The 24802-nt window shown below is 67.5% G+C and carries 23 protein-coding genes; 9 read left to right on the top strand and 14 right to left on the bottom strand.

The genetic code is table 11. The features are described 5' to 3' along the window. Positions 1 to 222: 222 nt before the first annotated feature. Positions 223 to 1143 (bottom strand): pyridoxal-phosphate dependent enzyme, encoded by a 921-nt coding sequence (locus HAV18_RS17320; protein WP_166957859.1) that lies wholly within the window; start codon positions 1141 to 1143, stop codon positions 223 to 225. Positions 1144 to 1308: 165 nt separating this feature from the next. On the opposite strand from HAV18_RS17320, the gene HAV18_RS17315 reads away from it, so the two are divergent. From HAV18_RS17315 to HAV18_RS17290, 6 genes are all read left to right on the top strand, one after another. Next, positions 1309 to 2220 carry a LysR family transcriptional regulator gene (locus tag HAV18_RS17315; protein ID WP_166957857.1) on the top strand — a complete coding sequence of 304 codons (912 nt, stop codon included), beginning with the start codon at positions 1309 to 1311 and terminating at the stop codon, positions 2218 to 2220. 738 nt (positions 2221 to 2958) lie between these two features. After that, a complete protein-coding gene (locus HAV18_RS17310) occupies positions 2959 to 4164 on the top strand; it encodes an MFS transporter (RefSeq protein WP_166957855.1) in 1206 nt (401 codons plus the stop codon). 590 nt (positions 4165 to 4754) lie between these two features. After that, a complete protein-coding gene (locus HAV18_RS17305) occupies positions 4755 to 5240 on the top strand; it encodes a spore coat U domain-containing protein (RefSeq protein ID WP_407062428.1) in 486 nt (161 codons plus the stop codon). A gap of 15 nt (positions 5241 to 5255) precedes the next feature. Further along, positions 5256 to 5975 carry a molecular chaperone gene (locus HAV18_RS17300; protein WP_166957853.1) on the top strand — a complete coding sequence of 240 codons (720 nt, stop codon included), beginning with the start codon at positions 5256 to 5258 and terminating at the stop codon, positions 5973 to 5975. A 7-nt stretch (positions 5976 to 5982) separates the two neighbouring features. After that, positions 5983 to 8367, top strand: coding sequence for a fimbria/pilus outer membrane usher protein (locus tag HAV18_RS17295; protein ID WP_166957851.1), 2385 nt, complete (start codon positions 5983 to 5985; stop codon positions 8365 to 8367). After that, the gene (locus HAV18_RS17290) at positions 8364 to 9326 is read left to right on the top strand and encodes a spore coat U domain-containing protein (protein ID WP_166957849.1); all 963 of its coding nucleotides are present in this window, start codon (positions 8364 to 8366) and stop codon (positions 9324 to 9326) included. Before HAV18_RS17295 ends, HAV18_RS17290 begins: the two co-directional genes overlap by 4 nt. A gap of 36 nt (positions 9327 to 9362) precedes the next feature. Here the strand turns inward: HAV18_RS17290 and HAV18_RS17285 are convergent, their stop codons facing one another. From HAV18_RS17285 to HAV18_RS17270, 4 genes are all read right to left on the bottom strand, one after another. Beyond that, positions 9363 to 9653, bottom strand: coding sequence for a hypothetical protein (locus HAV18_RS17285; RefSeq protein WP_166957847.1), 291 nt, complete (start codon positions 9651 to 9653; stop codon positions 9363 to 9365). A 105-nt stretch (positions 9654 to 9758) separates the two neighbouring features. Then, the gene (locus HAV18_RS17280) at positions 9759 to 10781 is read right to left on the bottom strand and encodes a histone deacetylase family protein (RefSeq protein WP_166957845.1); all 1023 of its coding nucleotides are present in this window, start codon (positions 10779 to 10781) and stop codon (positions 9759 to 9761) included. Positions 10782 to 10830: 49 nt separating this feature from the next. Next, positions 10831 to 12102, bottom strand: coding sequence for a Zn-dependent hydrolase (locus HAV18_RS17275; RefSeq protein WP_166957843.1), 1272 nt, complete (start codon positions 12100 to 12102; stop codon positions 10831 to 10833). Positions 12103 to 12133: 31 nt separating this feature from the next. Further along, a complete protein-coding gene (locus HAV18_RS17270) occupies positions 12134 to 13444 on the bottom strand; it encodes an MFS transporter (protein WP_166957841.1) in 1311 nt (436 codons plus the stop codon). A gap of 190 nt (positions 13445 to 13634) precedes the next feature. Here HAV18_RS17270 and HAV18_RS17265 point away from each other — a divergent pair, with 190 nt between their 5' ends. Then, a complete protein-coding gene (locus HAV18_RS17265; RefSeq protein ID WP_166957839.1) occupies positions 13635 to 14591 on the top strand; it encodes a LysR family transcriptional regulator in 957 nt (318 codons plus the stop codon). Between the two features lie 58 nt (positions 14592 to 14649). Here the strand turns inward: HAV18_RS17265 and HAV18_RS17260 are convergent, their stop codons facing one another. The 5 genes from HAV18_RS17260 to speB all read right to left on the bottom strand — a co-directional run bounded on the left by HAV18_RS17260 (position 14650) and on the right by speB (position 19846). Then, positions 14650 to 15720: a porin gene (locus HAV18_RS17260; RefSeq protein ID WP_166957837.1), complete on the bottom strand. Its 1071-nt coding sequence runs from the start codon at positions 15718 to 15720 to the stop codon at positions 14650 to 14652. A 160-nt stretch (positions 15721 to 15880) separates the two neighbouring features. After that, positions 15881 to 17311, bottom strand: a complete 1431-nt coding sequence (locus HAV18_RS17255; RefSeq protein WP_166957835.1) for a cytosine permease — start codon at positions 17309 to 17311, stop codon at positions 15881 to 15883. Positions 17312 to 17614: 303 nt separating this feature from the next. After that, on the bottom strand, positions 17615 to 18292 hold the full coding sequence (locus HAV18_RS17250; RefSeq protein WP_166957833.1) for an SOS response-associated peptidase family protein: 678 nt from the start codon (positions 18290 to 18292) through the stop codon (positions 17615 to 17617). 128 nt (positions 18293 to 18420) lie between these two features. Beyond that, complete coding sequence (locus HAV18_RS17245) at positions 18421 to 18885, bottom strand: GNAT family N-acetyltransferase (RefSeq protein ID WP_166957831.1); 465 nt, start codon at positions 18883 to 18885, stop codon at positions 18421 to 18423. Further along, entirely contained in the window at positions 18878 to 19846 is a 969-nt protein-coding gene (speB, locus tag HAV18_RS17240; RefSeq protein WP_166957829.1) for an agmatinase, read from the bottom strand. The genes HAV18_RS17245 and speB overlap by 8 nt, the downstream gene beginning before the upstream one ends. Positions 19847 to 19973: 127 nt before the next feature. On the opposite strand from speB, the gene HAV18_RS17235 reads away from it, so the two are divergent. Beyond that, positions 19974 to 20891, top strand: coding sequence for a LysR family transcriptional regulator (locus HAV18_RS17235; protein ID WP_166957827.1), 918 nt, complete (start codon positions 19974 to 19976; stop codon positions 20889 to 20891). 24 nt (positions 20892 to 20915) lie between these two features. On the opposite strand, the gene HAV18_RS17230 is transcribed toward HAV18_RS17235, so the two are convergent. The 3 genes from HAV18_RS17230 to HAV18_RS17220 form a co-directional block, all read right to left on the bottom strand. Continuing rightward, positions 20916 to 21545: an NAD(P)H-binding protein gene (locus HAV18_RS17230; RefSeq protein WP_166957825.1), complete on the bottom strand. Its 630-nt coding sequence runs from the start codon at positions 21543 to 21545 to the stop codon at positions 20916 to 20918. Between the two features lie 338 nt (positions 21546 to 21883). Continuing rightward, positions 21884 to 22126 (bottom strand): helix-turn-helix transcriptional regulator, encoded by a 243-nt coding sequence (locus HAV18_RS17225; RefSeq protein WP_279573922.1) that lies wholly within the window; start codon positions 22124 to 22126, stop codon positions 21884 to 21886. 14 nt (positions 22127 to 22140) lie between these two features. Continuing rightward, positions 22141 to 22368: a hypothetical protein gene (locus HAV18_RS17220; protein WP_166956806.1), complete on the bottom strand. Its 228-nt coding sequence runs from the start codon at positions 22366 to 22368 to the stop codon at positions 22141 to 22143. On the opposite strand from HAV18_RS17220, the gene HAV18_RS17215 reads away from it, so the two are divergent. Then, complete coding sequence (locus HAV18_RS17215; RefSeq protein ID WP_243771662.1) at positions 22367 to 23302, top strand: alpha/beta hydrolase; 936 nt, start codon at positions 22367 to 22369, stop codon at positions 23300 to 23302. The two genes, HAV18_RS17220 and HAV18_RS17215, sit on opposite strands and share 2 nt — an antisense overlap. Positions 23303 to 23410: 108 nt before the next feature. On the opposite strand, the gene lpdA is transcribed toward HAV18_RS17215, so the two are convergent. Further along, positions 23411 to 24802 (bottom strand): dihydrolipoyl dehydrogenase, encoded by a 1392-nt coding sequence (lpdA, locus tag HAV18_RS17210; RefSeq protein ID WP_166957821.1) that lies wholly within the window; start codon positions 24800 to 24802, stop codon positions 23411 to 23413.

Here is a 24802-nt window from a genome sequence, read left to right as displayed (position 1 = left end):
CTGCCTGCTGCCTGCTGCCTGCTGCCTGCTGCCTGCTGCCTGCTGCCTGCTGCCTGCTGCCTGCTGCCTGCTGCCTGCTGCCTGCTGCCTGCTGCCTGCTGCCTGCTGCCTGCTGCCTGCTGCCTGCCAGTAGCGTAATTGCGTAACCGGCATTGCGCCGATGCTTCGCAGCGAGCATGCACGGCCGACGCCCGCGTTCGCCAGGATCGACAGCCGCCCCGCCTAACCCAACGTCGCGCGCAGCGTCTGCAACTGCTCGACGGTCGCCGTCACGCCGCCGCAGACGATCACGGCGATATCCGTCGCCGACGCGAGCACAGGCACCGGCCGCTCGAGCGCGGCCAGCGCGGCACCGCACGCGGGCTCGACGACGATCCGGTGTTCGTCGAGGAAACGCAGCGACGCGGCCACCGCGTCGGCGTCGGACACGACGACCGGATGAATCTCGTGCCGGGTCGCCCATTCGACCGCCGCATCGCACGGCCGCTTCGCGCCGAGCGACGTCGCGATGCTCGTGATCGCCGGCAATTCGACCGGGCGCCCCTGCGCGAGCGAGCGCGCATAGCAGTCGGCGCCTTCCGTTTCGGCCGCGACCACCGGCACGTCGTGCCAGCCGTTGCGCGCCAGCCCTTCGAGCACGCCGCACAGCAGCCCGCCACCACCGACCGCGAGCACGACCGCGTCGGGCTTCGGGCCGGCCGCCGCCATCTCGTCGATCATCGTCGCGTGGCCCTGCCACAGCACGCGGTCGTCGAACGGATGCACGAACGCATCGTGCTCGCCGAGTGCCGACTGCGCGAACGCGTTCGCCTCGGCCCAGCTCGCGCCGTGCACGATCAGGTCGGCGCCCTCGACGCGGATCAGTTCGCGGGCGCGGGCCGACGCACTTTCCGGCACGACGACGAGCACCGGCACGCCGAGTTCGCGGCCGCAATAGGCGACCGCGATGCCCGCGTTGCCGCCCGACGACGACACGAACCGCCGCGCGCCGGCCGCATGCCGCGCTTCGCAGACGGCACCGATGCCGCGCAGCTTGAACGAGCCCGACGGCTGCAGCGCATCGAGCTTCAGCCGGATGGTCCTGCCGAGCCGGCTGGATGCGATTTGCGAGCGAATATAAGGGGTCGGGATATGAAGCGGCATGGGACGGGACCAAGGAGAACGAAGCGAACGGAGAAAACGCACGCGACCCGCGAGGGCGAGCGGCAATGACGGTCATCGTACGGCAGGCCTTCCATGCTTTCCAATACCATCGCATGGCACTTGCTATGCTTCACAGGTATATCAATGAACCGGAACGGATACCGCATGCGCCAGATCGAATTGCGTCACCTGCGCTACTTCGTCGCCGTCGCACAAGCGGGCAGCGTGATGGCCGGCGCCCGCGCGGCCGGCATCGTCCAGCCCGCGCTGTCGCGACAGATCCGCGAACTCGAGGACGCGATCGGCACGCCGCTGCTGGTCCGCCGCGCAACGGGCGTCACGCTCACGGCGGCCGGCGCGAGCTTCCTGCAGGACGCGACCGGCCTGCTCGCGACGTTGCAGGACAGCCGTGAGCGTGCGTTGCGCAGCGCGGCCGGCCAGCTGGGCGAGCTACGGCTCGGCGCGTTGCCGAACTGCCTGCCGTTGCCCGTCGTCGCGAACGTCCTCAAGGCGTTTCGCGACGCGTGCCCGGACGTGAAGCTGTCGATCGCGCCGATGCTGTCGGCCGAACAGGCGAGCGCGCTGGTGCGCGGCCAGCTCGACGGCGGCATCATGGCGTGGCGTCGCGACGAGGCGCCACACCTGTCGGGTGTGCGGTTGCTGAGCGACCGCTTCGTGCTCGCGATGCCCGCGCCGCCGGGCGGACACTTCACCGCACCGCGCACGTTGGCCGACGTCGCGAACGAGCCGTTCGTGTGGTTCGACGCGCAGCGCTCCGCAGCACACCACCGGTTCCTGATGGCGCAGTGCCAGCGGGCCGGCTTCACGCCGCGCATCGCGCAGATCGGCAGCGACATCCCGACGTTGATCGGCCTCGTCGCGGCCGGAATGGGCTGTGCGTTCGTGCCGGAAAGCGCGTCGCCGACCTGCCCGCATACGGTCCGGCTCGTCGCGCTCGACGAACTCGCGAGCCGCTTCGACATCGAGTTCGTGTTCGACGGCGCCGCGGTGCCGCCATCACCCGTCGTCGCGCAGTTTCTCTCGGCCGTGCGCGATGCGGCCGGCGAAGCGAGCTGACCGGACGTAGTTCGCCCGACGCGTCCGGCACACGATCCGGCGGCGGGGATTCGCACCGTCGAACTCCGACCGGGCGCCCCTCCGTCAAATCGTCGGTTTGACTACCTTGACGCACTAATCACCGGCATTGTCTTGACTAAAAATCTTTCAGAACGCCGACGGACGGCGCCGCGACGCCGGTGTTTTTAAATTGACACCAAAAACGGCCGTTTAACGCCGGTTCGAATTGTCATGCGTCGAAATATACTTCGCGCGCATCCAACCCTCGTGCCAAAGAGAGGATGCGTTTCCGCCCCGGTCACGGTCCCCCTGTGGCCGGGGCTTTTTTTGCGCGCGGGCCTTGTCTGCAAAGGGTTTTCGGCAGCGATGCGACGCTCGCGCGGGGCGATGGCCGCCACCTGAGCGGCCCGCCCGATTCGTGCAGCCGCGCGCCGCCGGACGGTCGGCGGATGGCTTTCGGGTCACCCGGGGGCAGCAACCGTCATTCCGCGTCGAACCGCCGATGGCTCGCAATCTTCCGGCCGAAAGTCCCACCCCCTTTCATTACAAAAAACTTTCACAAAAGCCCCCGACCGTTCACCCGCGCCACCATCGAGCTTCGTTGCTCGCTGCATTGTTGAAATGAAATCAAGATAATTTCGTCCGGATGCGGCTTTTTCCGCAAAAGTGATGCAGGCACACTTCGCCCTGTCCTCAACGGCCCCGTGCCGTTGTTCCTCGATTACAGGAGCTCATCGCGTGAACCCCACGACTTCCTCTCCTTCCCGCCCGGGCGGCAGCGCCGCGCTGCCGCTGCTGGCACTCGCCGCCGGTGCGTTCGGCATCGGCACGACCGAGTTCTCGCCGATGGGCCTGCTGCCGGTGATCGCCGACGGCGTGCACGTGTCGATTCCGCAAGCCGGCATGCTGATCAGTGCCTATGCGATCGGCGTGATGGCCGGCGCGCCGTTGATGACGCTGCTGCTCGCGCGCTGGTCGCGCCGCTCGGCGTTGATCGCGCTGATGTCGATCTTCACGATCGGCAACCTGCTGTCAGCGTTCGCGCCGGGCTATACGACGCTGCTGCTCGCCCGGCTCGTGACGAGCCTCAACCACGGTGCCTTCTTCGGGCTCGGCTCGGTGGTCGCGGCCAGCCTCGTGCCGCGCGACAAGCAGGCCAGCGCGGTCGCGACGATGTTCATGGGTCTCACGATCGCGAACGTCGGCGGCGTGCCGGCCGCGACCTGGCTCGGCCAGATCATCGGCTGGCGCATGTCGTTCGCGGCGACCGCGGGCCTCGGCCTGGTCGCGATCGCCGGGCTGTTCGCCGCGCTGCCGAAAGGCGAAGCCGGCAAGATGCCCGACCTGCGCGCCGAACTCTCGGTGTTGACGCGCCCCGTCGTGCTCGGCGCGCTCGGAACGACCGTGCTCGGCGCTGGCGCGATGTTCACGCTCTACACGTATGTCGCGCCGACGCTCGAACACCTGACCGGCGCGACGCCCGGCTTCGTGACCGCGATGCTGGTGCTGATCGGCGTCGGCTTCTCGATCGGCAACATCGCGGGCGGGCGTCTGGCCGACCGCTCGCTCGACGGCACGCTGATCGGTTTCCTGCTGCTGCTGATCGCCACGATGGTCGCGTTCCCGGTGCTCGCCAGCACGCATGCCGGCGCCGCCGTCACGCTGCTCGTGTGGGGTATCGCGACGTTCGCGGTCGTGCCGCCGCTGCAGATGCGCGTGATGCGGGCGGCCCACGAGGCGCCGGGCCTCGCGTCGGCCGTCAACATCGGCGCGTTCAACCTCGGCAACGCGCTCGGCGCGGCTTCCGGCGGCGCGGCGATCTCGGCGGGCTTCGGGTATGCGGCCGTGCCGCTCGTCGGCGGGCTGATCGCCGCGGCCGGACTCGCACTCGTCTTCCTGCAGATCGCGCAGCAGCGCCGCGCACCGGCCGCCGCGAATTCGTAATCGCGATACGTCGGACGCCGGCAACGGATCCGGGATCCCCCCGCACCGACACACGTTCACGGCCGCGCAATGCGGCCGTCTTCGTTTTCAACCGTCAACTCCGGTTCAACGTCTCTTCAATCCGAATTATTCGGAATATCCGTAAATCCGGCTTCGATCAAGATTCAATTCATTCAGGGATTACCGAAATCAATTCAATACCCTCGAATGATTCATTTTTCACCTCTTCCATTCCACCAAATGCATTAATTACTTATTCCGTACAGGCCGGCCCCTCCCACCAGGTCTGGCAAAAATTTGTGCCAAGCCCTGCGTGAGTCATGAAGTGCTTACTGCATCGCAGGAAAATATTTCCTGCGATTCGAACATTGAAATCGAAAAGAGAAATATTTCATGGCTTTATTCAATCAATATCCAGATCAAATGTAACAAAATGAAACAGCGTAAATTTTAAGATTGAAAGAATTTCCGATTCGTATCAGGATTTGCGATACCGTGGCCTGCGAAGCGCGGCATAAATCCAACGAAAATTCGATCGATGAGGGATCTGTGTGAAAGTCGCCATCGCATCCACCACATTGTCGCTCGCGCTGTCAGTCGGCCTTTCGACATCCACCGCCGACGCAGCCACCTATTCGAATGGCACCGCGACCTCCACCTTCAACGTCACGCTGACGGTGCAGCCGAACTGCGCGATCACTGCGAACCCGCTGGCCTTCGGCACGAACGGCGTGCTGTCCGCCGCGATCACCCAGCAGACGACCTTGAGCGTCACCTGCACCAACACGACGCCGTACAACGTCGGTCTCGACGCGGGACAGGTCACGGGGTCGACCGTCGCGAGCCGGCTGATGGCCGGCACGGCGACCGGCAACACGACGACGACGGTCGGCTTCCAGCTCTACCAGGACGCCGGACGGACGACGGTCTGGGGCAACACGCAAGGCACGGACACCGTGGCCGGCACCGGCACGGGGTCCGCACAGTCCTTCACCGTCTACGGCCAGGTGCCCACGCAAACGACGCCGAAGCCGGACACTTATCAGACGACCGTCACCGCAACCGTCTACTTCTGACCGGCGCTGCTTCCCATGTCCGCATTACGTCGAACGCTCGCCGCGCTGCTGTGCGCGGCCGGCGCCGCGCACGCCGCGTCGCTGCAAATTTCCCCCGTCACGATCGAATTCGGTGCCGACGACACGGCCACCGGCATCACGCTGCGCAATCCGGGCGAGCGCGCGGTGTACGGGCAGGTGCGCGTGTTCCGCTGGGATCAGGCCGATGGCCAGGATGCGCTGACGCCCACCCAGGATCTGCTGGCCAGCCCGCCGCTGATCGAGGTCGGCATGCAGTCCGAGCAGCTGATCCGCGTCGTGCGCGCGTCGCGTACATCCGCCGGTGTCGAGCAGACCTACCGGCTGCTGATCGACGAGCTGCCGCAGCCGGGCGAGACGCCGGCCAACGGTGTGTCGATCCGGCTGCGCTATTCGATTCCGGTGTTCGTCGAGCCGGCAAGCAACGGTGCGCCGCAGCTCGACTGGGCGCTGCTGCGCGGCACCGGCGGCTGGGTACTGCGCGTGCACAACGGCGGCACGCGGCGCGCGCAACTGGCGTCGGTCGAGCTCGTGACCGGCGACGGGCACGCGTACCCGCTCACGCGCGGGCTGCTCGGCTATGCGCTCGCGGGCCGAACCGGCCAGTGGAGCGTGCCGCTGCCGGCGGGCGTCGCGCTCGGCGGCAAGGTCACGGTGCGGGCGGCCGTCAATTCGCAGCCGGCCAGTGCGGTCGTCGCGGTGGAGCCGCCGGGCTAGACCGCCGGTGCGCCGCCCGGCCTCTCCCCCTTCGCCACGCGCCGGCACGCCTGCGGCCAACGGACGCAGGACGCCGCGACGCTCGCCGCGCGCCGCGCTCGCGGCCGTCGTGGCCGGCAGCCTGCTCGCGCTCGGCTCGGTGCGAGCTGACGAACCCCCGGCACTCGTGATGACCGACGGCATCCACGACGTCATCCTCGAAGTCAGCGTCAACGGCGAAAACACGACGCTGCTCGCGCACTTCCGCGAACGCGACGGCCACCTGTCGGCGAGCGGCGCCGACCTGCGCACGATCGGCGTCGCGACCGACCGGCTTGGCATCGCCGACGCGGCGACAGTCGACCTCGACGCGATTCCCGGCCTGCGCTACCGCTACGACGCGGCACGCCAGAGCGTCGACCTGCAGATGCCCGACACGCTGCGCCGGCCGTACGCGGTCGACAGCCGTGCGTTGCCGCCCACGCAGGCGGCCAGCGCGTCGCGCGGCGTCGCGATCAACTACGAGGCGTACGCGCAGACGATCGGCGACCGGCAGTACTCGCTCTACACCGACGTGCGCTACTTCGATCCGGGCGGCGTGTTCGACACCACGGGCGCCGCGACCTTCTACAACGGCCACCGGCACTACACGCGCTTCGATACGTCATGGAGCCGCTCGGACCCGGCACGGCCGAGCACGATTCAGATCGGCGACACGATCTCGGGATCGCTCGCGTGGACGCGCTCGGTGCGCGTCGGCGGCTTCCAGTGGCGCAGCAACTTCGCGCTGCGGCCCGATCTCGTGACGTTCCCGATTCCGTCACTCGCGGGTTCCGCCGCCGTGCCGTCGGCCGTCGACCTGTACATCAACAACGTGCGCCAGTACACCGGCAACGTGCCGAGCGGCCCGTTCATCATCCACGACGTGCCGGGCATCACGGGCGCCGGCCAGGCGACCGTCATCACACGCGACGCGCTCGGGCGCACCGTCGCGACCTCCGTGCCGCTCTACGTCGATACGCGCATGCTGTCCGCCGGGCTGTCGAGCTATTCGTTCGAAGCCGGCTTCCTGCGCCGCAACTTCGGGCTGCAGTCATTCGACTACGACGCGCGGCCGGCCGTCAGTGGCTCGATGCGGCGCGGCGTCACCGATGCGCTGACCGTCGAGGGGCATGCGGAAGCGACCGGCGGCGTGCTCGACGCCGGCGTCGGCGCGCTGCTGCGGCTCGGCTACGCGGGCGTCGTGAGCGGCTCGCTCGCGGGCAGCGCCGGCCGCTATCCGGGCACGCAGGTCAGCGTGGGCTACCAGCTGATCGAGCCGCGCTTCTCGATCAACGCGCAGACGATCCGTGCGTTCGGCCGCTACGGCGACCTGGCATCGCGCGACGGCGCGACGGCGCCGGCGGCGACCGACCAGGCGACGCTCGCGCTGCCGTTCATGCACCGCCAGACACTGTCGCTCAGCTATATCGGCTTCCGGATGCCGCAAGGCCCGAGCACGCGGATCGGCACGGTGTCGTACACGCTGAGCCTCGGCGATCTCGCGTCGCTGAGCGTAAGCGCGTACCGCGACTTCGCGCAGCAGGGCACGAACGGCGCGTTCGTGTCGTTGAACATCGGGCTCGGCCGCAACACGTCGATCAACACGACCGTCGGCCGCCAGCGCGGCCTGTCGAACTACACCGTCGACGCGAGCCGCCCGCCGGACTACGGCGGCGGCTGGGGCTGGGGCGCGCAGACGGGCGGCACGGGCGCGGTGCCCTATCGGCAGGCGCAACTGCGGTATCTCGGTCATGCGGGCGAAGTCATCGCGGCCGCGCAGCAGATCGACCGCCAGACCGGCGCGTCGCTCGACGTGAACGGCGCGCTCGTATTCATGGACAGCAGCCTGCAGGTGTCGCGCCGCATCGACGACGGCTTCGCGCTCGTGTCGACCGACGGCGTCGCGGGCATTCCGGTGCTGCACGAGAACCGCGTGATCGGCACGACCGATCGCGCGGGGCACCTGCTCGTACCCGACCTGAACGCTTACCAGAACAACCAGATCGCGATCGACTCGATGAAGCTGCCCGCCGATGCGCGGATCGCCCGCACGTCGATGACGGTCGTGCCGCAGGCGCAATCGGGCATCGTCGCGCATTTCGGCGTGTCGCGCTATCGCGCGGCGTCGGTGATCCTGCGCGACGCCGAGGGCCGCCCGCTGCCGGCCGGCGCGCGCGTGCATCACGCCGAAAGCGGCGCGGACACGATCGTCGGCTATGACGGGCTCACGTTCATCGACGGACTGAAGGAGGACAACCACCTCGTGATCGACTACGGCACGCAGCGCTGCGTCACGGAATTCGCCTTCACCGCGCCCGGCAACGGCACGCTGCCGACCGTCGGCCCCCTCACCTGCCGGGCAGCGCAATGAGGTTCGCACTGCTGCTCGTCATCGCGTTCGCGGCTTGGTGCGGCCTGCCGCACCAAGCGCGGGCCGAGTCCTGCACGGCCACGGCGTCGACGGTCAGCTTCGGATCGGTCAGCCCGATCTCCAACGCGCCGGTCACCGCCACCGGCACCGTCAGCATCACCTGCACGTGGTCGGCCGTCTCGCTGGTGCCGAACGTGCTCGTGTGCCTGAACCTCGGCGGCACGAGCCCGCGCAGCCTCGTCAACGGCAACAACTCGATGCAGTACGACCTCTATCTCGATGGCGGACATACAGTCGCATGGGGCTCGGTGTATTCCGGCACGACGCCGGCGTCCGTCACGCTCGTCAAACCCGCGCTCGGCACGAGCGCGTCCACGACGGTCACCGTGTACGGGCAGATCACCGGGAACCAGCCGACCGTGCCGACGACCGGCAACAGCACCACGACCTACTCGCAACAGTTCGGCGGCACCACGACGTCGATCAACACGGGGTTCTACCTGCTCGGCGCGCCGACCTGTGCGGCGCTGACGACGTCGAGCGGCACCTTCCCGTTCGGCGCGACGGCGGACGTCACCAACAACTGCAACATCAACACGACCAACGTGAGCTTCGGCACCGCGAGCATCCTGTCGGGCACGCTCACGGCAACGGGTACGATCACCGCGCAGTGCACGAACGGCGACGCGTGGAAAATCGCGCTGAGCAGCGGCAGCAGCGGCAACGTGACGGCGCGCCAGATGCAGCGCGGCGGCGGGGGCGGAACGATCGGTTACGGGCTTTACACGGACGCCGCGCACTCGATCGGATGGGGCGACGGCACGGGCGGCAGCGCGACGGTCACGGGCGTCGGCACGGGCACGTCGCAGGTCGTGACCGTGTACGGCGCGGTGCCGGCGCAGACCACACCCGCGCCCGGCAACTACAGCGACTCGATCACCGCGACGATCAGTTTCTAGCGCTCAGGACCATGAGCGGACGGACGGACGGACCGTTCAGAACGTGACGGTCCATGCGGGCAGCGCGCCCGTGCCGACGCTGCGCGGTGCCGACCGCACATCGGGCAGCGTCGCGTGGCTGAGCACGAACGGCGTGCCGTGCATGCAACTGACGCTCGGCATGCCGGCATCGGCAGCCGCTTGCGGCGCACCGGCGTCGATCGTGCAGGTTTCCGGAATGGTGAGACTGACTCGCAGCGGAATCGACGGCTCCGCCGCGCTCGCGAGCGACCCTGCGCCCAGCACCGCGATCGCGATCGCACCGCGTGCGATTTGGCCGGCTGTCATCGTGCGGCCCTCCTTCGTTCATCCATCCATGCAGATGCGCGAATTATCCGCATGCGCGCGGAAAATCTCAATCCGCACGCGCACGATCGAGCCCCGCCGCACCGGTCAGCGCGCGGCGGCGAACCCGCCGAAAAACGCGCGCGCGTTGGCGTCGAGGCTTTCGAGGTGATAACCGCCTTCCTGCACGATCACCGTCGGCAACCCGAGTGCGCCGATCGCGCCGCCGAGCCGCCCGAAACCGTCGGTCGTGACGGCAACCTGCGATTGCGGATCGTCCTTGTAGATATCGAAGCCGAGCGCGAGCACGAGCGCATCGGGCTGGAACCGCGCGAGCGCGCGCAGCGCATCGTCGAGCCGCGCGAAGAACGCCGACTCCGGCGCGCCGTGCGGCATCGGCAGGTTGAGGTTGAAACCGTCGCCGGCCCCCGTGCCCGTCTCTTCCTCGTAGCCCGCGACGACCGGGTAGAAGTTGGTCGGGTCGCCGTGGATCGACACGTACAGCACGTCGTCGCGGCCGTAGAAGATCTCCTGCACGCCCTGCCCGTGATGCATGTCGGTGTCGAGGATCGCGACCCGGCGATGGCGGCCGAGCAGCGACTGCGCGGCGATCGCCGCATTGTTCAGGTAGCAGAAGCCGCCGGCCGCGTCGCGGCGCGCGTGATGGCCGGGCGGCCGGCACAGCGCGTACGCGTCGCGCGCCCCGTCGTTGACGTCGGCCGCAGCCGCCAGCGCACTCTGCGCGGACCAGTACGCGGCCCGCCACGTGTTCGCACCGACCGGGCAACTGCCGTCGGCGAGGTAGCGCGCGGCTTTCGCGAGCACGCCGCGCAGCGGGTTCGGGTCTCGCACGAACACGTTCGACATCACTTCGTCGCCCCAGTCGTCGGGCATCCGCTTCCAGTCGCGGTGCGCTTCTTCCAGAAAGCGCAGGTAGTTCATGTCGTGCACGGCCGCGATCGGCGCGGTGCCGCGGTCGGCCGGCTCGCGCACGTCGAAGTCGAGCGACCGGACGGCCGCGACGAGCCGCGCCGCGCGCTCGGGCACTTCCTGCGGCTCACGCATCCGGCCGCGCGACAGGTAGCTGCGCGGATGGTGCAGCAACTGCTCGGGATGGAAATAGGTGTTCATTGTCTGCCCTCGTCTGTTTTTCGATCTGTCGATTTATCGGTGCGCGGTGTCACGCATCCTGCGTGGTGGCCGCCACGGCAACGCTCGCCGCGACGCCGGCGCGCGCGAGCACCGCATGAAGCAGCACGTTCGTGCCGCGCGTCACGTCGGCGGGCAGTGCATCCTCGGCTTCGTTGTGCGACAGGCCGTCGACGCACGGGATGAACACCATCGCGGTCGGGACGCGGCGCGCGAGCAGGATCGCGTCGTGCCCGGCGCCGCTGACGATCCGCTCGTTCGTATAACCGAACGCGGCGGCAGCCTGCGCGACCCGCTCGACACAGTCGCGATCGAACGGCGTCGCCGGGCTGCGCCAGCAGGTGTCGATCGCGACCTGCACGCCGCGCGCGGCGGCGACACGTGCGCACGCATCGCGCAGTTCGCGCTCCATCGCATCGACTTGCGCATCGTCGTGATGACGGAGGTCGACCGTGAACGTCACGTCGCCGGCAATGGTGTTGCGCGACGCGTTGCGGATGCCGACCTGCCCGATCGTCGCGAGCCCGCGCGGCGCGTGACCGGCGACGATCCGTTCGAGTTCGAGCGCCATCTGCGCGCTCGCGAAATACGCGTCCTTGCGATACGGCATCGGCGTCGTGCCCGCATGCGCCGCCACGCCCGTCACCGTCACGTCGAGCCAGCGGATCGCCTGCCCGCCCGTGACGATGCCGATCGTCGTGCCATTCGCCTCCAGCACGGGGCCCTGTTCGATATGCGCTTCGAAGTACGCATCGACCGCGCCGCCCGTCGCACGCGTGCCGCGATAGCCGCATGCGTCCAGTGCCGCGCCGAGCGTAATGCCGTGGGCGTCCTGCTTCGCGAGCGCATCGTCGAGCGGCAACGCACCCGTGAACACGGCCGAGCCGAGCATCGCCGGTGCAAAGCGCGCACCCTCCTCGTTGGTCCACGACACGATTTCCAGCGGCTTGCCGGTCGCGATGCCAGCGTCGTTCAGCGTGCGCACGAGTTCGAGCGCGGCGAGCACGCCATAGACGCCGTCGAACCGGCCGCCTTCGGGCTGCGTGTCGAGATGGCTGCCGATCAGCACCGGCGCGGCCTGCGCATCGACGCCGTCGCGCCGCGCGAACAGGTTGCCGACTGCGTCGACGCTCACCGTCATCCCCGCATCGCGACACCACTGCGCGAACAGGTCGCGCCCGCGACGATCGTCGTCGGTGAGCGCAAGGCGCCGCACGCCGCCGCGCGGCGTCGCGCCGATCCGCGCCATGTCCGCCAGGCTCTGCCACAAACGGGCGCCGTCGATTTCCAGCAGGTCTTTCATGTGCACTCCGGATGAAATCTTTGGTTGAGGTTCACTGCGAGCCGAGCGCTTCGGCGGCGGCCGGCCGTGCCGCGCGGCGGGCGTCGATCGCGACGATGGAGAGCAGCGAGATGCCGGCCAGGCACGTGTAGAACACCGCGAGCGGCCACCACTGGCCTGCGAAACGATGTGCGAGCCACGTGCCGACGAGCGGCGTCAGCCCGCCCGCGATCGCGCCGCAAATCTGGTAGGCCAGCGAGATCGCCGAATAGCGCACGTGCGCCGGAAACACCTCGCTCACGAAACCCGCGATCACCGAATAGAAGCCGGCCATGCAGACCACCGCGAGTGCGATGCCTGCAATCAGCGACGCAGACGTGCCGCCCTGCACGAGCATGAACATCGGATAGGGCGACAGCATCGCGAGCAGCGCCGCGAGTTTCAGGAAGCGCGCGCCGTCGATGCGCTCGGCGATCCACGCGGCGACCGGCTGCGCGAAGAACTGGATGATCGCGACCGCGAACAGGCTGTCGAGGATCAGCGATCGCGAGACGCCGACGTACTGCGTCGTGTACGCGATCATGAACGTGTTCGTGAAATAGACGCCCGCGATGCCGATCGTGTTCGCGCCGATGCAGAGCAGCACGAGCCCCGACGCGGAGCGGAACACTTCCGCAACCGGCAGCTTCACCGTGCGGTTGGCTTCCTTCACTCGCGCGAATTCCGGCGACTCGTTCACGCCGAGCCGGATCAGGATGCCGACCACGAGCAGCACCGAACTCGCGAGAAACGGCAGGCGCCAGCCCCACGCGAGGAAGTCCGCCTTGTCCATCGACGTGACCGCGCGGAACGCGATCAGCGACAGGATCAGCCCGGCCGGGCTGCCGAGCTGCGCGAACGACGCGAAGAACGTGCGGCGCCCCTGCGGCGCATGCTCGCCCGCCATCAGCACCGCGCCGCCCCATTCGCCACCGACCGCGATCCCCTGCACCACGCGCAGCGCGACGAGCAGCACCGGCGCGAGCACGCCGACCTTCGAATAATCGGGCAGCAGCCCGACGCAGACGGTCGCCACGCCCATCATCATCAGCGTCGTCATCAGTGCCTTCTTGCGGCCGATGCGATCGCCGAGATGGCCGAAGATCACGCCGCCGAGCGGCCGCGCGAAGAAGCCGACCGCGAACGTCGCGAACGACGCCATCGTGCTGACGAACGGGTCGTGCGACGGGAAATAGAGTTCGCCGAACACGAGCGCGGCGGCGGTCGCGTAGATGTAGAAGTCGTACCACTCGATCATCGTGCCGATGAACGCGGCCGTCGCGGCGCGTCCCGGCTGGCGGGCGGAAGGAAGGGACTGGGTCATGCGGGCTCCTGACGCGCGCCGCTGCGGAGCGACGCGCAATATCGTGTGACGGCCGTCTGTCGCGGCCTTGCGCCGCACGCTGCGGCACCCCTCCTTTATCGGCGACCGCAAATCATTAGTCAAATTTCAAGTTATTATTCGCCGTATAAATTCAACTAATGTCCGCCTTGACGCCTCGCCCGGAGACCCGATGCGCCCCGACCTCGCCCCGTTCCTGAACGACCGTCTCGACTGGAACCTGTTGCGCACCTATCTGGTGATCATCCAGGAGCGCAGCGTGAGCCGCGCGGCCGCACGCCTGCACGTGACGCAGCCGGCCGTGAGCCAGGCATTGCGGCGGCTCGAGGACACGCTCGAGCGCAAGCTGATCGAGCGGCGCGGCACGCACTTCGCGCCGACGCCGGCCGGCGAAGCCGTGTACCGGATCGCGAGCGACATCTACGGCGGCATTTCGCGCCTCGAAACCGAAATCGACGACAGCACGGCCGACCTGACCGGTTCGATCCGGCTGCTGACGGTGAGCCGCATCGAGTCGCCCGTCTACGATGAATTCCTCGCGGAATTCCATCGCGCGTATCCGCGCATCGACCTGCAGATCGAAGTGATGCGCTCGTCGGACATTCTTTCTTCACTGCTGCAGAAGACCGCCACGGCCGGGCTCGGCCTGTGCCGCACGCCGCACGACAAGCTGGAGATGCGCTGCTTCCTGCGCCAGCGCTATGCGATCTACTGCGGCCGCCATCACCGGCTGTTCGGGCAGACGCAACTGCGGATGGACGATCTGCTCGCCGAGAATTTCGTGTCTTTCACGAGCGACCAGATCGGCGACAGCCTGTCGCCGCTCACCGTGTTTCGCGACCAGAAGGGCTTCACGGGCCGCATCGTCGCATCGTCGCCGAGCCTCGAGGAAGTGCGGCGGTTGATCTTCGCGGGTTACGGGATCGGCTGCCTGCCGGAACACATCGTGCGCGACGACATCGCCCAGCAGCGGCTGTGGCGGCTGCCGCCCGACGACGGGCTCGTCGATGTCGACGTGTTCCTGCTGTGGCACCGCGACCGCAAGATGAACGCGGCCGAGCACGCGTTTCTCGACGCGATGGAGCGCTGCATGCAGCGCCATTCGCTGGCGGAGCGGCTGGGGAAGTAGCGGCGCGAGCGCGCCGGAGGAAAGCGCCGGGCGCACACGGCCCGGCGCGTCGGCAACGTCAGAAGCGATGCACGATGCCGAGCTGCACGCCGCGCGCATTCGCGCCCGGATACGCGAGCGGCAGGCCGGGGTTCGCCGCACCGGCGAGCGTGTAGCCGGCCTGGTTGCGGTTGCGCAGGTACGACAGCGCGCCGTAGAAGCTCGTGCGCTTCGACAGGTCGTACTCGTACATCAGCCCGAGCTGGTCCGCATTGTTGCCCTGCGACGACTGGTCATGCAGATACGCGTAGCCGAGCGCCACGTAGTTCGCCGGATTGAACTGGTATTTGACCGACAGCCCGTACACGCGCGAATCGATGCCGAGATCGGCCCACTTCACCGCGGAGAAGCCGCCGTACACGGTGGCCTTGCCGATCTCGTACGAGGCGCCGGCCATGATCGTGCGATCGGTCGTGGTCGCCGTCGCGTTCTTCAGCCACTGGCCCGCGACGAACGCGCCGAACGGCCCGTGTTCGTATGTCAGGTCGAACTGCTGGCTGGAGCCTGCCGAGCGCACGCCGCCTGCATCGCCGAACCCGAAGTACAGCCCGCCCTGGAAGCCCGCGATTTCAGGGCTCTGGTACGACAGCGTATTGCTGGTGCGGAACGCGAATACGGTCAGGTTGTCCATGCCGGACGCCTGCGTGACGCCGCCGAACGCATCTTGTCCACCCTGGTCGTTGAACAGGGGCGAATTCTGGCGGCCCGCGCGCACCTTGCCCCACTGCCCCGCGATGCCGACCCACGCCTGCCGGTTGAACAGGCTGCCCGAACTCGCCAGCGAGCCGTCGTTCGGGTTGAAGCCGTTCTCCAGCGCGAACTCGATCTTCTGCCCGCCGCCGATATCCTCGCCGCCCTTCAGCCCGAACCGGCTGCCCCACTGGCCGCCCGAACCGATCGCCGCCGTATAGCCGTTGCCCGTATTCACGTATTGCGCGAACTCGTCGATCACGCCGTACAGCGTGACGCCGTCCTGCGCGAGCGCCGTGCCCGATCCGGCGAGGCACGCGACCGCCACCGTCATGCGAAGACCGGCGTGCACCATCCACACGCGGGAATCGCTGCCGCGGGCCGTAACTTGTTTAGTCATACTATTAAATTGCCTGAGAATGAAACGACACCGTGCGCGGCAATCGCGCCGCACCGGCATCGCGGAAAAGGAAACGTGGGGAAGAGCCTGGCGCAGGCAGCGCCCGGCTCGTGCGACATTCAGGCCGGCAGCCGGCCGGCCCGATGCGCGTGACGTGTCGTCAGTGGTGAACTTCGCCGCGTTCGAGCGGCAGGATCAGGCGTTCGGGAATGCTGCGGCGCGACGCACGCGCGCCGATGTAATACAGCACGGCCGGCACGACCAGGCCGAGGATCCACGAGATGTCGGTGCCGCCGAGCGCGTCGACGAGCGGCCCCGTGTAGATGTGCGTCGACATGAACGGCAGTTGCACGAGGATGCCGACCACGTAGATCGTGATCGCCATCACGTTCCAGCGGCCGTAGCGGCCGTTCGGATCGGACAGCGCCGGCACGTCGTAGCGCGAGCGCGTGAAGCAGTAGTAGTCGACCAGGTTGATCGCGCTCCACGGCGTGAAGAACGCGAGCAGGAACAGGATGAACGCGGTGAATTCCTTCAGGAACGAATGGCGGCCCGCAAGCGCGATGAGCGTGGATACGCAGATCATCCCGAAGATGTAGACGAGTCGGCTCTTCGACGACACGGCGCCCTTGCCGCGAAAACCGCTGACGATCGTCGCCATCGACATGAAGCTGCCGTACGCGTTGAGCGCCGTCACCGTCACCTTGCCGAACGCGATGCTGAAGTACAGCAGTGCGGCCACGGCGCCCGTCGAGCCGAGGCCGACGATATACGCCACTTCATGGTGCGCGAACTGGCCACCGGCCAGCGCGGCCGCGAACACGCCGAACACCATCGCCGCCTGCGCGCCGATCACCGAGCCCAGGCCGACCGCGAGAAACGTCGCGACCGACGAGGTCGAACGCGGCAGGTAGCGCGAATAGTCGGCGACGTACGGGCCGAATGCGATCTGCCACGACGCGGACAGCGACATCGACAACAGGAAGCTCGCGAGCGAGAAATGCTTGTTCGCGAGCAGCGCGCCGATGTCGTGGTTCGCGAACAGCTGCGTGAACATGTAGACGAACGCGGCGATGCCGACCACGCTCGCGATCCGGCCGACGGCATGGATCGCGCGATAGCCGAACACGGTCAGCACGACGATCACGGCCGCGAACAGCAGGATGCCGGCCGCGTCGTCGATGTTCAGCAACTGCGCGACGGCCTGCCCGGCCAGCACCGAGCCGCTGGCGGAAAAGCCGATGTACATCAGGCACACGAGCACGATCGGGATCATCGCGCCATAGACGCCGAACTGCACGCGGCTCGAGATCATCTGCGGCAACCCGAGCTGCGGCCCCTGCGCGCCATGCAGCGCCATCACCGCGCCGCCGATGAGCTGGCCGAGCAGCAGCGCGACCAGCGACCAGAACACGTCGCCGCCGAGCACGACGGCGAGCGCGCCCGTGACGATGGCCGTGATCTGCATGTTGGCCGACAGCCACAGGGTGAACTGGCTCAGCAAGCCGCCATGGCGCTCGGCGTCGGGAATGAAGTCGATCGAACGGACTTCGATCAGGCCGCCGGCTTTTCCACTGGGATTCGTTGACACGGGGAAATCTCCAAAATACTCAGGATCACAAATGATTTGAACGAGACGGGAATCTGCGAGCCGCCCTTTCGGCTCTGCGGGTGCGGGGCGCCGTGGATCGCCGGCATGCGCCACGCACGCACGGTTTGCGCACTGGCGCGCAAGCGGCACGACGTGTGCCGACATTGCCAGCGGATGATCTTGTATATACAACTTGCGAGATATCGGTGATTACCCGGTATCGGCGGATTTTCGAAATCGTCCGAATAATCAGGACATCTTCGACCGGTTTTGTCGACAGGTGGACGTCGGAATAATGAAAGCTCAGGTGCGCGCGGGCGGCGCCTGATCGGGCTCGGCCGTCATGTCGGCGGCGGGGAGCAGGCAAAGCATGCGTCGGGCTGCTTCGATGTCGCGTACGTGCAGCCACTCGTCGTAATCGTCGCGGCGCAGGATCACGACGCCCCGCTTCTCCTCGCCGGGCCGATGCATCCGCGCGAACAGCGGATGCGCGTCGGCGTTGACCGTGAGCATCGCCATGCCCACGCGTTCGCGGTCGTCGTCGCCTTCGTAGCGCCGCCAGATGCCGGCGACGCAGCACGGTTGCCAGCCGTCGACGCCGATCCGGTGCCACACGTTGCGACCGGTTTCGTAACAGGGCTCGAAGACCCAGCGCACCGGAATCAGGCAGCGCTGGCCGTTGCGCCACGCGTTGCCGTAGAGCCGCGACGAGCCGACCGTTTCCGCCCGCGCGTTCACCGTATCGAGTTTCTTCTTTTTGCGACCGGTCTCGTCAAGCCGCTCGGGCTGCATGAATTTCGGCCAGAAGCCGAACACGGCCGCGACGACCTCGAGGCCGTCACCCTCGGCGCGCGCGACCGGCGCCGCGTAGTCGGGATACACGTCGGGCGCCCAGGGGTCGCGGCGGAACAGATCGCCGATTCCGATCTTCAGTTCGCTGATGCCCGGATCTTCATCGGGGGCGCGGTAGTGGGTGCACACGGCTCGGCGGACGATGGAAGCAATGTCTCCATCGTAGGTCAGCGCGGGTGCCGCGGTCGCGCCATCGCTTGGTATGACGAAACAATTTTACGAATCGACGATGCACCGGAAGCCTCCGACGCTTGCCGTCATGCGTGCTGATCGATCCGCAGCGTCAGGATTTCATCGCCCGCGTCGTCGAGCGTGCCCGTCGGCATCCAGCCCAGATGCCGGTAGAAGCCGTACGAGCGCGACGCGGGATCGGTCGAGCACCCGAGAAACAACGACGTGAAACCGTTGGCGGCGAACGCGTCGATCACCTGCCGCAGCAGCCGCTTGCCGATCCCCGCCCCCTCGTACTCGGGCAGGATCGCGAGCACGACGATCTCGCCCGATTCGGTGTCGCCGAAGCAGTAGCCGACCATGCGCCCGTTCGCGCAGCAGACCTGGCCCGAGAACAGGCCGTCGCGGATACCGTCGCCCCAGCTTTCGACGGTGATGTCGAGGCCACGCAACTGCGCCTCGGTAAATGCATTCTCGCGCGTCTTGCCGCGCAGTTCGATGCACGCGGCCGCATCGTCGGGCACGGCCTTGCGCCAGGTGAGTTCAGTCATCGTTCGATTCTTCCATGGTGCGCCGCCGGCGCGATGCATACAGGCAGATCAGCTCCAGCGCGATCGTCGCGCCGGCCAGCGACGTGATTTCCGCATGATCATACGGCGGCGACACTTCGACCACATCCATGCCGACCAGGTCGATGCCTTCCAGGTGACGCAGGATCTCGAACGCCTGATGGCTCGACAGCCCGCCCGAGACCGGCGTACCCGTGCCCGGCGCGAATGCCGGATCGAGGCAGTCGATGTCGAACGTCAGGTACACGGGATGGTCGCCGACCCGTTTACGAATGCGCGCGGCAACCGCGGCGGGCGTCGACGCATGCACATGGCGCGCATCCTGGATGTCGAAGCCCATCGGCTCGTCGTTGGTCGTGCGGATGCCGATCTGGGCCGACCGTCCGGGCACGACCCACCCTTCCCGTGCCGCGTGATAGAACATCGTCCCGTGATCGATGCGCTTGACGTCGCGGTCGGGCCACGTGTCGGTATGCGCATCGAAATGCACGAGCGACAGCGGCCCGTGCACCTTCGCGTGCGCCTTCAGCAGCGGATACGTGATGAAGTGATCGCCGCCGAGCGTCAGCATCGCGCAGCCGCGCGCGAGGATCCCGTCGGCATGCCGCTCGATCGCGCCCGGCACCGATTCGGGCTGCCCGAGATCGAACGCGCAATCGCCGTAGTCGACCGCGGCCAGCACGTCGAACGGATCGAACGACCACGGCCACGGGCGCTCCCACGCGATGCCCGTCGATGCGATCCGCAACCCGCGCGGCCCGAAGCGCGTTCCCGGCCGGTGCGAGGCGGCGGAATCGAACGGCACGCCGGTGATCGCGAGATCGACGCCGTCGAGATCGCGGCTGAAACGCCGGCGCATGAAGCTCGTCGCGCCCGCGAAGGTCGGTTCGGCCTGCGTGCCGTAGAGGCTGTCGCGCGTGAATGCGAAATCGTTCTGGCTCATCGTCGGATTCCTGTCTGAAGGGGGACGGCCGCGCGGCTGGCGACCTCGTGCCCGATTCTGCCGTCGCCGCATCCGACGAAAAATATGAACTAACATAAGCCGACTTCACGAAACGCGATGTATCGCCATGCTGACCCGATTGAGAGACATGGATGTGCAACTGCTGCGGCTCTTTCTGACGATCGTCGAAAGCGGCGGCTTCAGCGCCGCACAGGGCACGCTCGGGATGGCGCCTTCGACGATCAGCACGCAGATGGCCAAGCTCGAGACCCGTCTCGGCTTCCGGCTATGCGATCGCGGCAAGAGCGGCTTCCGGCTGACGCCGAAGGGCGAACGCGTGCTGCACTCGACGCGGCGGCTCCTGCACGCGATGGACGTGTTCACGCGCGATACCCAGCACGTGTCGGGCACGTTGCTCGGCGAGCTGCGCATCGGGTTGTCGGAGCGACTGGCACCGGACATCGTCGAATCGATCGCGGCAGGCGTCGGCCGCTTCCGCGAACAGGCGCCGGACGTGCTGATCGAGATGATCGCGATGCCGCCCGACGAACTGGAGCGCCGGCTGCTGAAAAGCGAACTGCAGCTCGCGATCGGCTATTTTTCCGGCCACCAGGCCGGCCTGCACTACGCGCCGCTGTTCGTCGAACACCAGTCGCTGCACTGCGGCGCCCGGCACCCGCTGTTTGCGAAAAAGACCGTGTCGGCCAACGACATCGCGCGCACGAGCAACGTCGCCCGGCTCTACAAGACGAACACGTCGGGTGCGGCGCTGCGCAATGCGCAGCCGACCGCGTTCTCCGAAAACGTCGACGCCGACGTGATCTTCATCCTGTCAGGCGCGCATGTCGGCTTCCTGCCCGACCATGTCGCGGCGCCGTGGATCGCCGCAGGGAAGATGCGCCGGCTGCTCGCGAGCAAGCTGAGCCATACGGTCGAATTCCAGCTCGCGACACCGCGGAACTGCGACGGCAGCGAAGCGCTGGACGCATTCACGGCGGCGCTCGCCGAACAGTTCGGCGGGCTCGACGGCTTCGCGGGCCCGTGACCGACGTGTGCCGCCCGTTGCGCGTCAGGTGAGCCGGTCCGACGCGATGACCTGCACGCCCGGCCGCGCGTCGATCGCCGCGTCGAGCAGCGCGCGGGCAATCCGCGGCGCGGGATTCACGCGCCACTTCGCCGGCAGCACGAGTCCGGCCACGTTCAATGCGAACACCATCAGCCGCTCGCCGAGCCTGAACTCGTCGCGGCTGCCGCCGATCAGGCCGGGCCGCACATAAGTGAGCGACGCGAACCCGACGCCGGCGAGCGCCTGTTCGACCTCGCCCTTCACGCGGTTGTAGAAGATGCTCGATGCCGGGTCCGCACCGAGTGCGGAATTCAGGACGTAAGCCGGGGTGCCGTAGCGGTGCGCGAGCCGCGCGACCGCGAGCGGGTAGTCGTGGTCGACACGCCGGAATGCCGCCTTCGAGCCGGCGGCCCGCATCGTGGTGCCGAGCGCGCAGATCACGGCATCGGCATGCCACCAGTCGGCCGCGTCCGGCAGATGATCGAAATCGACCTCGAGTGCGCGCATCTTCGGGTGCGGCGACAACGGGCGGCGCGCGAGGACGATCACCTGATCGACCCGCGCATCGGCGAGCGCGACTTCGAGGACGTGACGCCCGACGAGTCCGGTCGCGCCGACGAGCAGCAATTTCATGTCCGGTTCTTCCGTGTGGAGCCTGCGTTGCCGGGGCGGGAGCGGCCCGGTTTCCGGCTTCCCACATGATCGTCGGCCGACTCGGCGCCGACAACCGCCCAACATCTCGAAAAGTTACAGGGCGCGCTCATTCCATATCTCTAAATTGACGCGGCACGGCTCCCACTACGGTTCGCCGACGCTTCAGTTCACCGCATTTTTCCACGGATATTCGATATTTTTTCCGCATCAAAAATCTCGGTATTGGCATTTATCCGACATCGATACGACAAATGATGCAGACAATGAAAAAAAGCACGTTCATTTTCGTTGTCTTTTGAACAAGGTGCCCGCGCACGCTACGAACCGGCCGTCACCTGTCGCGACACGCTCGGCGCGACACCCGTCCAGCGCTTGTACGCCTGCGAGAACGACGACATGTCGCTGAATCCCAGCTCCTGCGCGATTTCCTTGATCGACAGCCGCCCTTCGGCGATCAGCGCCTGCGCGCGAGTCTTGCGCACCGCGCTCGAGATGTCGCGGAAGCACGCCCCCTCTTCTTGCAGCCGGCGCTTCAACTTGCGCTCGCTCATGTTGAGCAGCGTCGCGATGTCCTTCAGCTGCGGCGGCCGGTCGAGATGATGGACGACATCGCAACCCGCACGGCGTCGGTCACCATGAAGCCTTCCCCGCTCTTTCGTCCGGCCTGCACGCTACTGCTGGCCGCCGGCCTGTCTGGCGCACCGCTCGCACCGGCCTTGGCCGACGATGCCGTTTCGCCCAATCCAACGGAACCCGCCACCATGCCCAAGACCTGCGCAGACCAGCCCGTCTGGCGCGACATGCAGAAATTCTTTCGGATCGACTTCCAGTGGCGGGACGGCCGGCAGCCGCAGGAAGAATGGTGGTCCTGGCACGGCCATCGCATGCATCTCGATACGTACCGCAACCCGCAGGCACGGGTGAAGGTGGTCCTGTTCCATGGCGTGGGCACCAACGGCCGGCAGATGTCGATGATCCTCGGCGAACAGTTGGCCCGCCGCGGCTACGAAACGATCGCGGTCGACATGCCCGAATACGGGATGACCGAAGTCGCCCGGGGCGCACTGGTTCGCTACGACGACCGGGTGCGCGCGGGCAGCGACCTGATCGACGCGGAACGCGCGAAGGACGACCGGCCGATCGTGCTCTACGGCCTGAGCGCGGGCGGCATGCTCACGTATCACGTGGCCGCGCTGAACGGCAAGGTCAAGGGCATCGTCGGCATGACCTTCCTCGACCAGCGCCTTCAGCAGGTGCGCGACGAAACCGCGCGCAACGTGTTCATGAGCCGCGTCGGCGGCCCGATGATGCATCTCGCCGCGATGACCCCGCTGAAATCGATGCGCGTGCCGATGACGCTCGCCAGCAAGATGCCCGCGCTCGTCAACGACCCGGATGCGCTGAAGGTGTGGCTGTCCGATCGCACCTCCGCCGGCAACGCGATGACGATCGCGTTTCTCGATTCCTGCATGTCGTACCGGCCGGCGGTCGAACCGGAGGACTTCGCGGTCTGCCCGGTCCTGCTCACGCAACCGGCCGCGGACCGCTGGACGCCGCTGCACCTGAGCAAACCGTTCCTCGCGCGCATTCGCCGCGTGCCGGTCAGCGTGACGATGCCGGAGAACGCGGGCCACTATCCGCTCGAACAGCCGGGGCTGTCGCAGATGGTCGATGCGATCGACTCGTTCTATCGCGAGGTGACGGCGGAACACGTCGACCACCGCGCGCCGTCATGACGAACAGCGCACGTGCCAGCACAGAAACAGGCGCAGAAGCCGGCGCCGCCAACAAAAAGCCGCCGATGCGCGCGTTGCGCATCGGCGGCTCCGTGTCACGAGCGCCCGTCAGACATGCAACGCATGCCCGAGCGCACGCAGCGCAGCCTCCTGCAGTGCTTCACCCAGCGTCGGGTGCGCATGGATCGTGCCGCCGATGTCTTCCAGCCGCGCGCCCATCTCCAGCGACTGCGAGAACGCCGCGGCCAGCTCCGACACGCCGCGCCCGACCGCCTGCCAGCCGACGATCAGGTGGTTGTCGCGGCGCGCGACGACACGCACGAACCCGTCGGTCGCCTGCAGCGTCATCGCACGCCCGTTCGCCGCGAACGGGAACGACGCGCTCAGGCAATCAACGCCGGCCGCATGCGCATCGTCCGGCGACCAGCCGGCCGTCACGATCTCGGGATCGGTGAAGCACACGGCCGGAATCGACGCCGGCACGAACTGGCGGCGCCGGCCGGCAATCAGCTCGGCGACCATCTCGCCTTGCGCCATTGCACGATGCGCGAGCATCGGCTCGCCGGCGACATCGCCGATCGCCCACACGTTGCGCATCGACGTCCGGCATTCATCGTCGATCCGCAGCGCACGGCCGTTGCGATCGAGCTGCAGCGTCTCCAGCCCGAATCCGTCGACGCGCGGCCGGCGGCCGACGGCCACCAGCACGCGATCGGCCGGCAGCGTCTGCTCGGCGCCGTCGGCGGCCTGCACGCGCACCGCGCCTTCCTCCCCCAGCCCGAGCACCTTGTGGCCGAGCCACAGCCGGACACCCAGCCGCGCGAGCGAATCGGCGACCGGCCGCGAGAGTTCGGCATCGTATGCAGGCAGCACGCGTTCGGCCGCTTCGACGATGCTGACGTCGACACCGAGCTTGCGATAGACGATCCCGAGTTCGAGCCCGATATACCCGGCCCCGACGACGACCAGCCGTTTCGGCAACGTCGCGGGCGACAGTGCTTCGGTCGACGACACGACGTGCCCGCCGAACGGCATCGTCGGCAGTTCGACCGGCTCGGAACCGGTCGCGAGCAACAGGTGTTCGCAACTGATCCGCACCGAGTGGCCACCGGTGACGACATCGACGGTCTTGCCGTCGACCACCTGTGCATCGCCGTGCAGCACGCGCACGCCGTTCTTCTTGAGCAGCGCGCCGACGCCGCGCGTGAGCCGGTCGACGATGCCGTCCTTCCATGCGACGCTTTTTGCGATGTCGATCTCGGGCGTGTGCACGCGAATCCCGAGTGCGCCCTCACCTGCGTGGCCGCACGCCTGTTCGAACGCATCGGCCACGTGGATCAGCGCCTTCGACGGAATGCAGCCGATGTTCAGGCACGTGCCGCCGAGCCGGTCGCGCTCGACGAGCACGGTCGGGATGCCGAGTTGGCCAGCGCGAATCGCGGCGACGTAGCCGCCCGGGCCGCCGCCGATCACGAGCAGCGTGGTGTGTTCGTTCTTCAT

The organism is Burkholderia sp. D-99, from assembly GCF_011605345.1.
Taxonomy (GTDB): domain Bacteria; phylum Pseudomonadota; class Gammaproteobacteria; order Burkholderiales; family Burkholderiaceae; genus Burkholderia.
Note: the sequence above shows the minus strand (reverse complement) of the source record. Positions and strands in the feature narration are given on the sequence as shown.

Excerpts from the sequence above, each read along its gene's own strand:
- HAV18_RS17320 (WP_166957859.1), bottom strand. The coding sequence starts at position 1,143 with ATGCCGCTTCATATCCCGACCCCTTATATTCGCTCGCAAATCGCATCC.
- HAV18_RS17315 (WP_166957857.1), top strand. The coding sequence starts at position 1,309 with ATGCGCCAGATCGAATTGCGTCACCTGCGCTACTTCGTCGCCGTCGCA.
- HAV18_RS17300 (WP_166957853.1), top strand. The coding sequence starts at position 5,256 with ATGTCCGCATTACGTCGAACGCTCGCCGCGCTGCTGTGCGCGGCCGGC.
- HAV18_RS17290 (WP_166957849.1), top strand. The coding sequence starts at position 8,364 with ATGAGGTTCGCACTGCTGCTCGTCATCGCGTTCGCGGCTTGGTGCGGC.
- HAV18_RS17285 (WP_166957847.1), bottom strand. The coding sequence starts at position 9,653 with ATGACAGCCGGCCAAATCGCACGCGGTGCGATCGCGATCGCGGTGCTG.
- HAV18_RS17280 (WP_166957845.1), bottom strand. The coding sequence starts at position 10,781 with ATGAACACCTATTTCCATCCCGAGCAGTTGCTGCACCATCCGCGCAGC.
- HAV18_RS17275 (WP_166957843.1), bottom strand. The coding sequence starts at position 12,102 with ATGAAAGACCTGCTGGAAATCGACGGCGCCCGTTTGTGGCAGAGCCTG.
- HAV18_RS17270 (WP_166957841.1), bottom strand. The coding sequence starts at position 13,444 with ATGACCCAGTCCCTTCCTTCCGCCCGCCAGCCGGGACGCGCCGCGACG.
- HAV18_RS17265 (WP_166957839.1), top strand. The coding sequence starts at position 13,635 with ATGCGCCCCGACCTCGCCCCGTTCCTGAACGACCGTCTCGACTGGAAC.
- HAV18_RS17260 (WP_166957837.1), bottom strand. The coding sequence starts at position 15,720 with ATGACTAAACAAGTTACGGCCCGCGGCAGCGATTCCCGCGTGTGGATG.
- HAV18_RS17245 (WP_166957831.1), bottom strand. The coding sequence starts at position 18,885 with ATGACTGAACTCACCTGGCGCAAGGCCGTGCCCGACGATGCGGCCGCG.
- speB (WP_166957829.1), bottom strand. The coding sequence starts at position 19,846 with ATGAGCCAGAACGATTTCGCATTCACGCGCGACAGCCTCTACGGCACG.
- HAV18_RS17235 (WP_166957827.1), top strand. The coding sequence starts at position 19,974 with ATGCTGACCCGATTGAGAGACATGGATGTGCAACTGCTGCGGCTCTTT.
- HAV18_RS17230 (WP_166957825.1), bottom strand. The coding sequence starts at position 21,545 with ATGAAATTGCTGCTCGTCGGCGCGACCGGACTCGTCGGGCGTCACGTC.
- HAV18_RS17215 (WP_243771662.1), top strand. The coding sequence starts at position 22,367 with ATGCAGAAATTCTTTCGGATCGACTTCCAGTGGCGGGACGGCCGGCAG.
- HAV18_RS17220 (WP_166956806.1), bottom strand. The coding sequence starts at position 22,368 with ATGTCGCGCCAGACGGGCTGGTCTGCGCAGGTCTTGGGCATGGTGGCG.
- lpdA (WP_166957821.1), bottom strand. The coding sequence starts at position 24,802 with ATGAAGAACGAACACACCACGCTGCTCGTGATCGGCGGCGGCCCGGGC.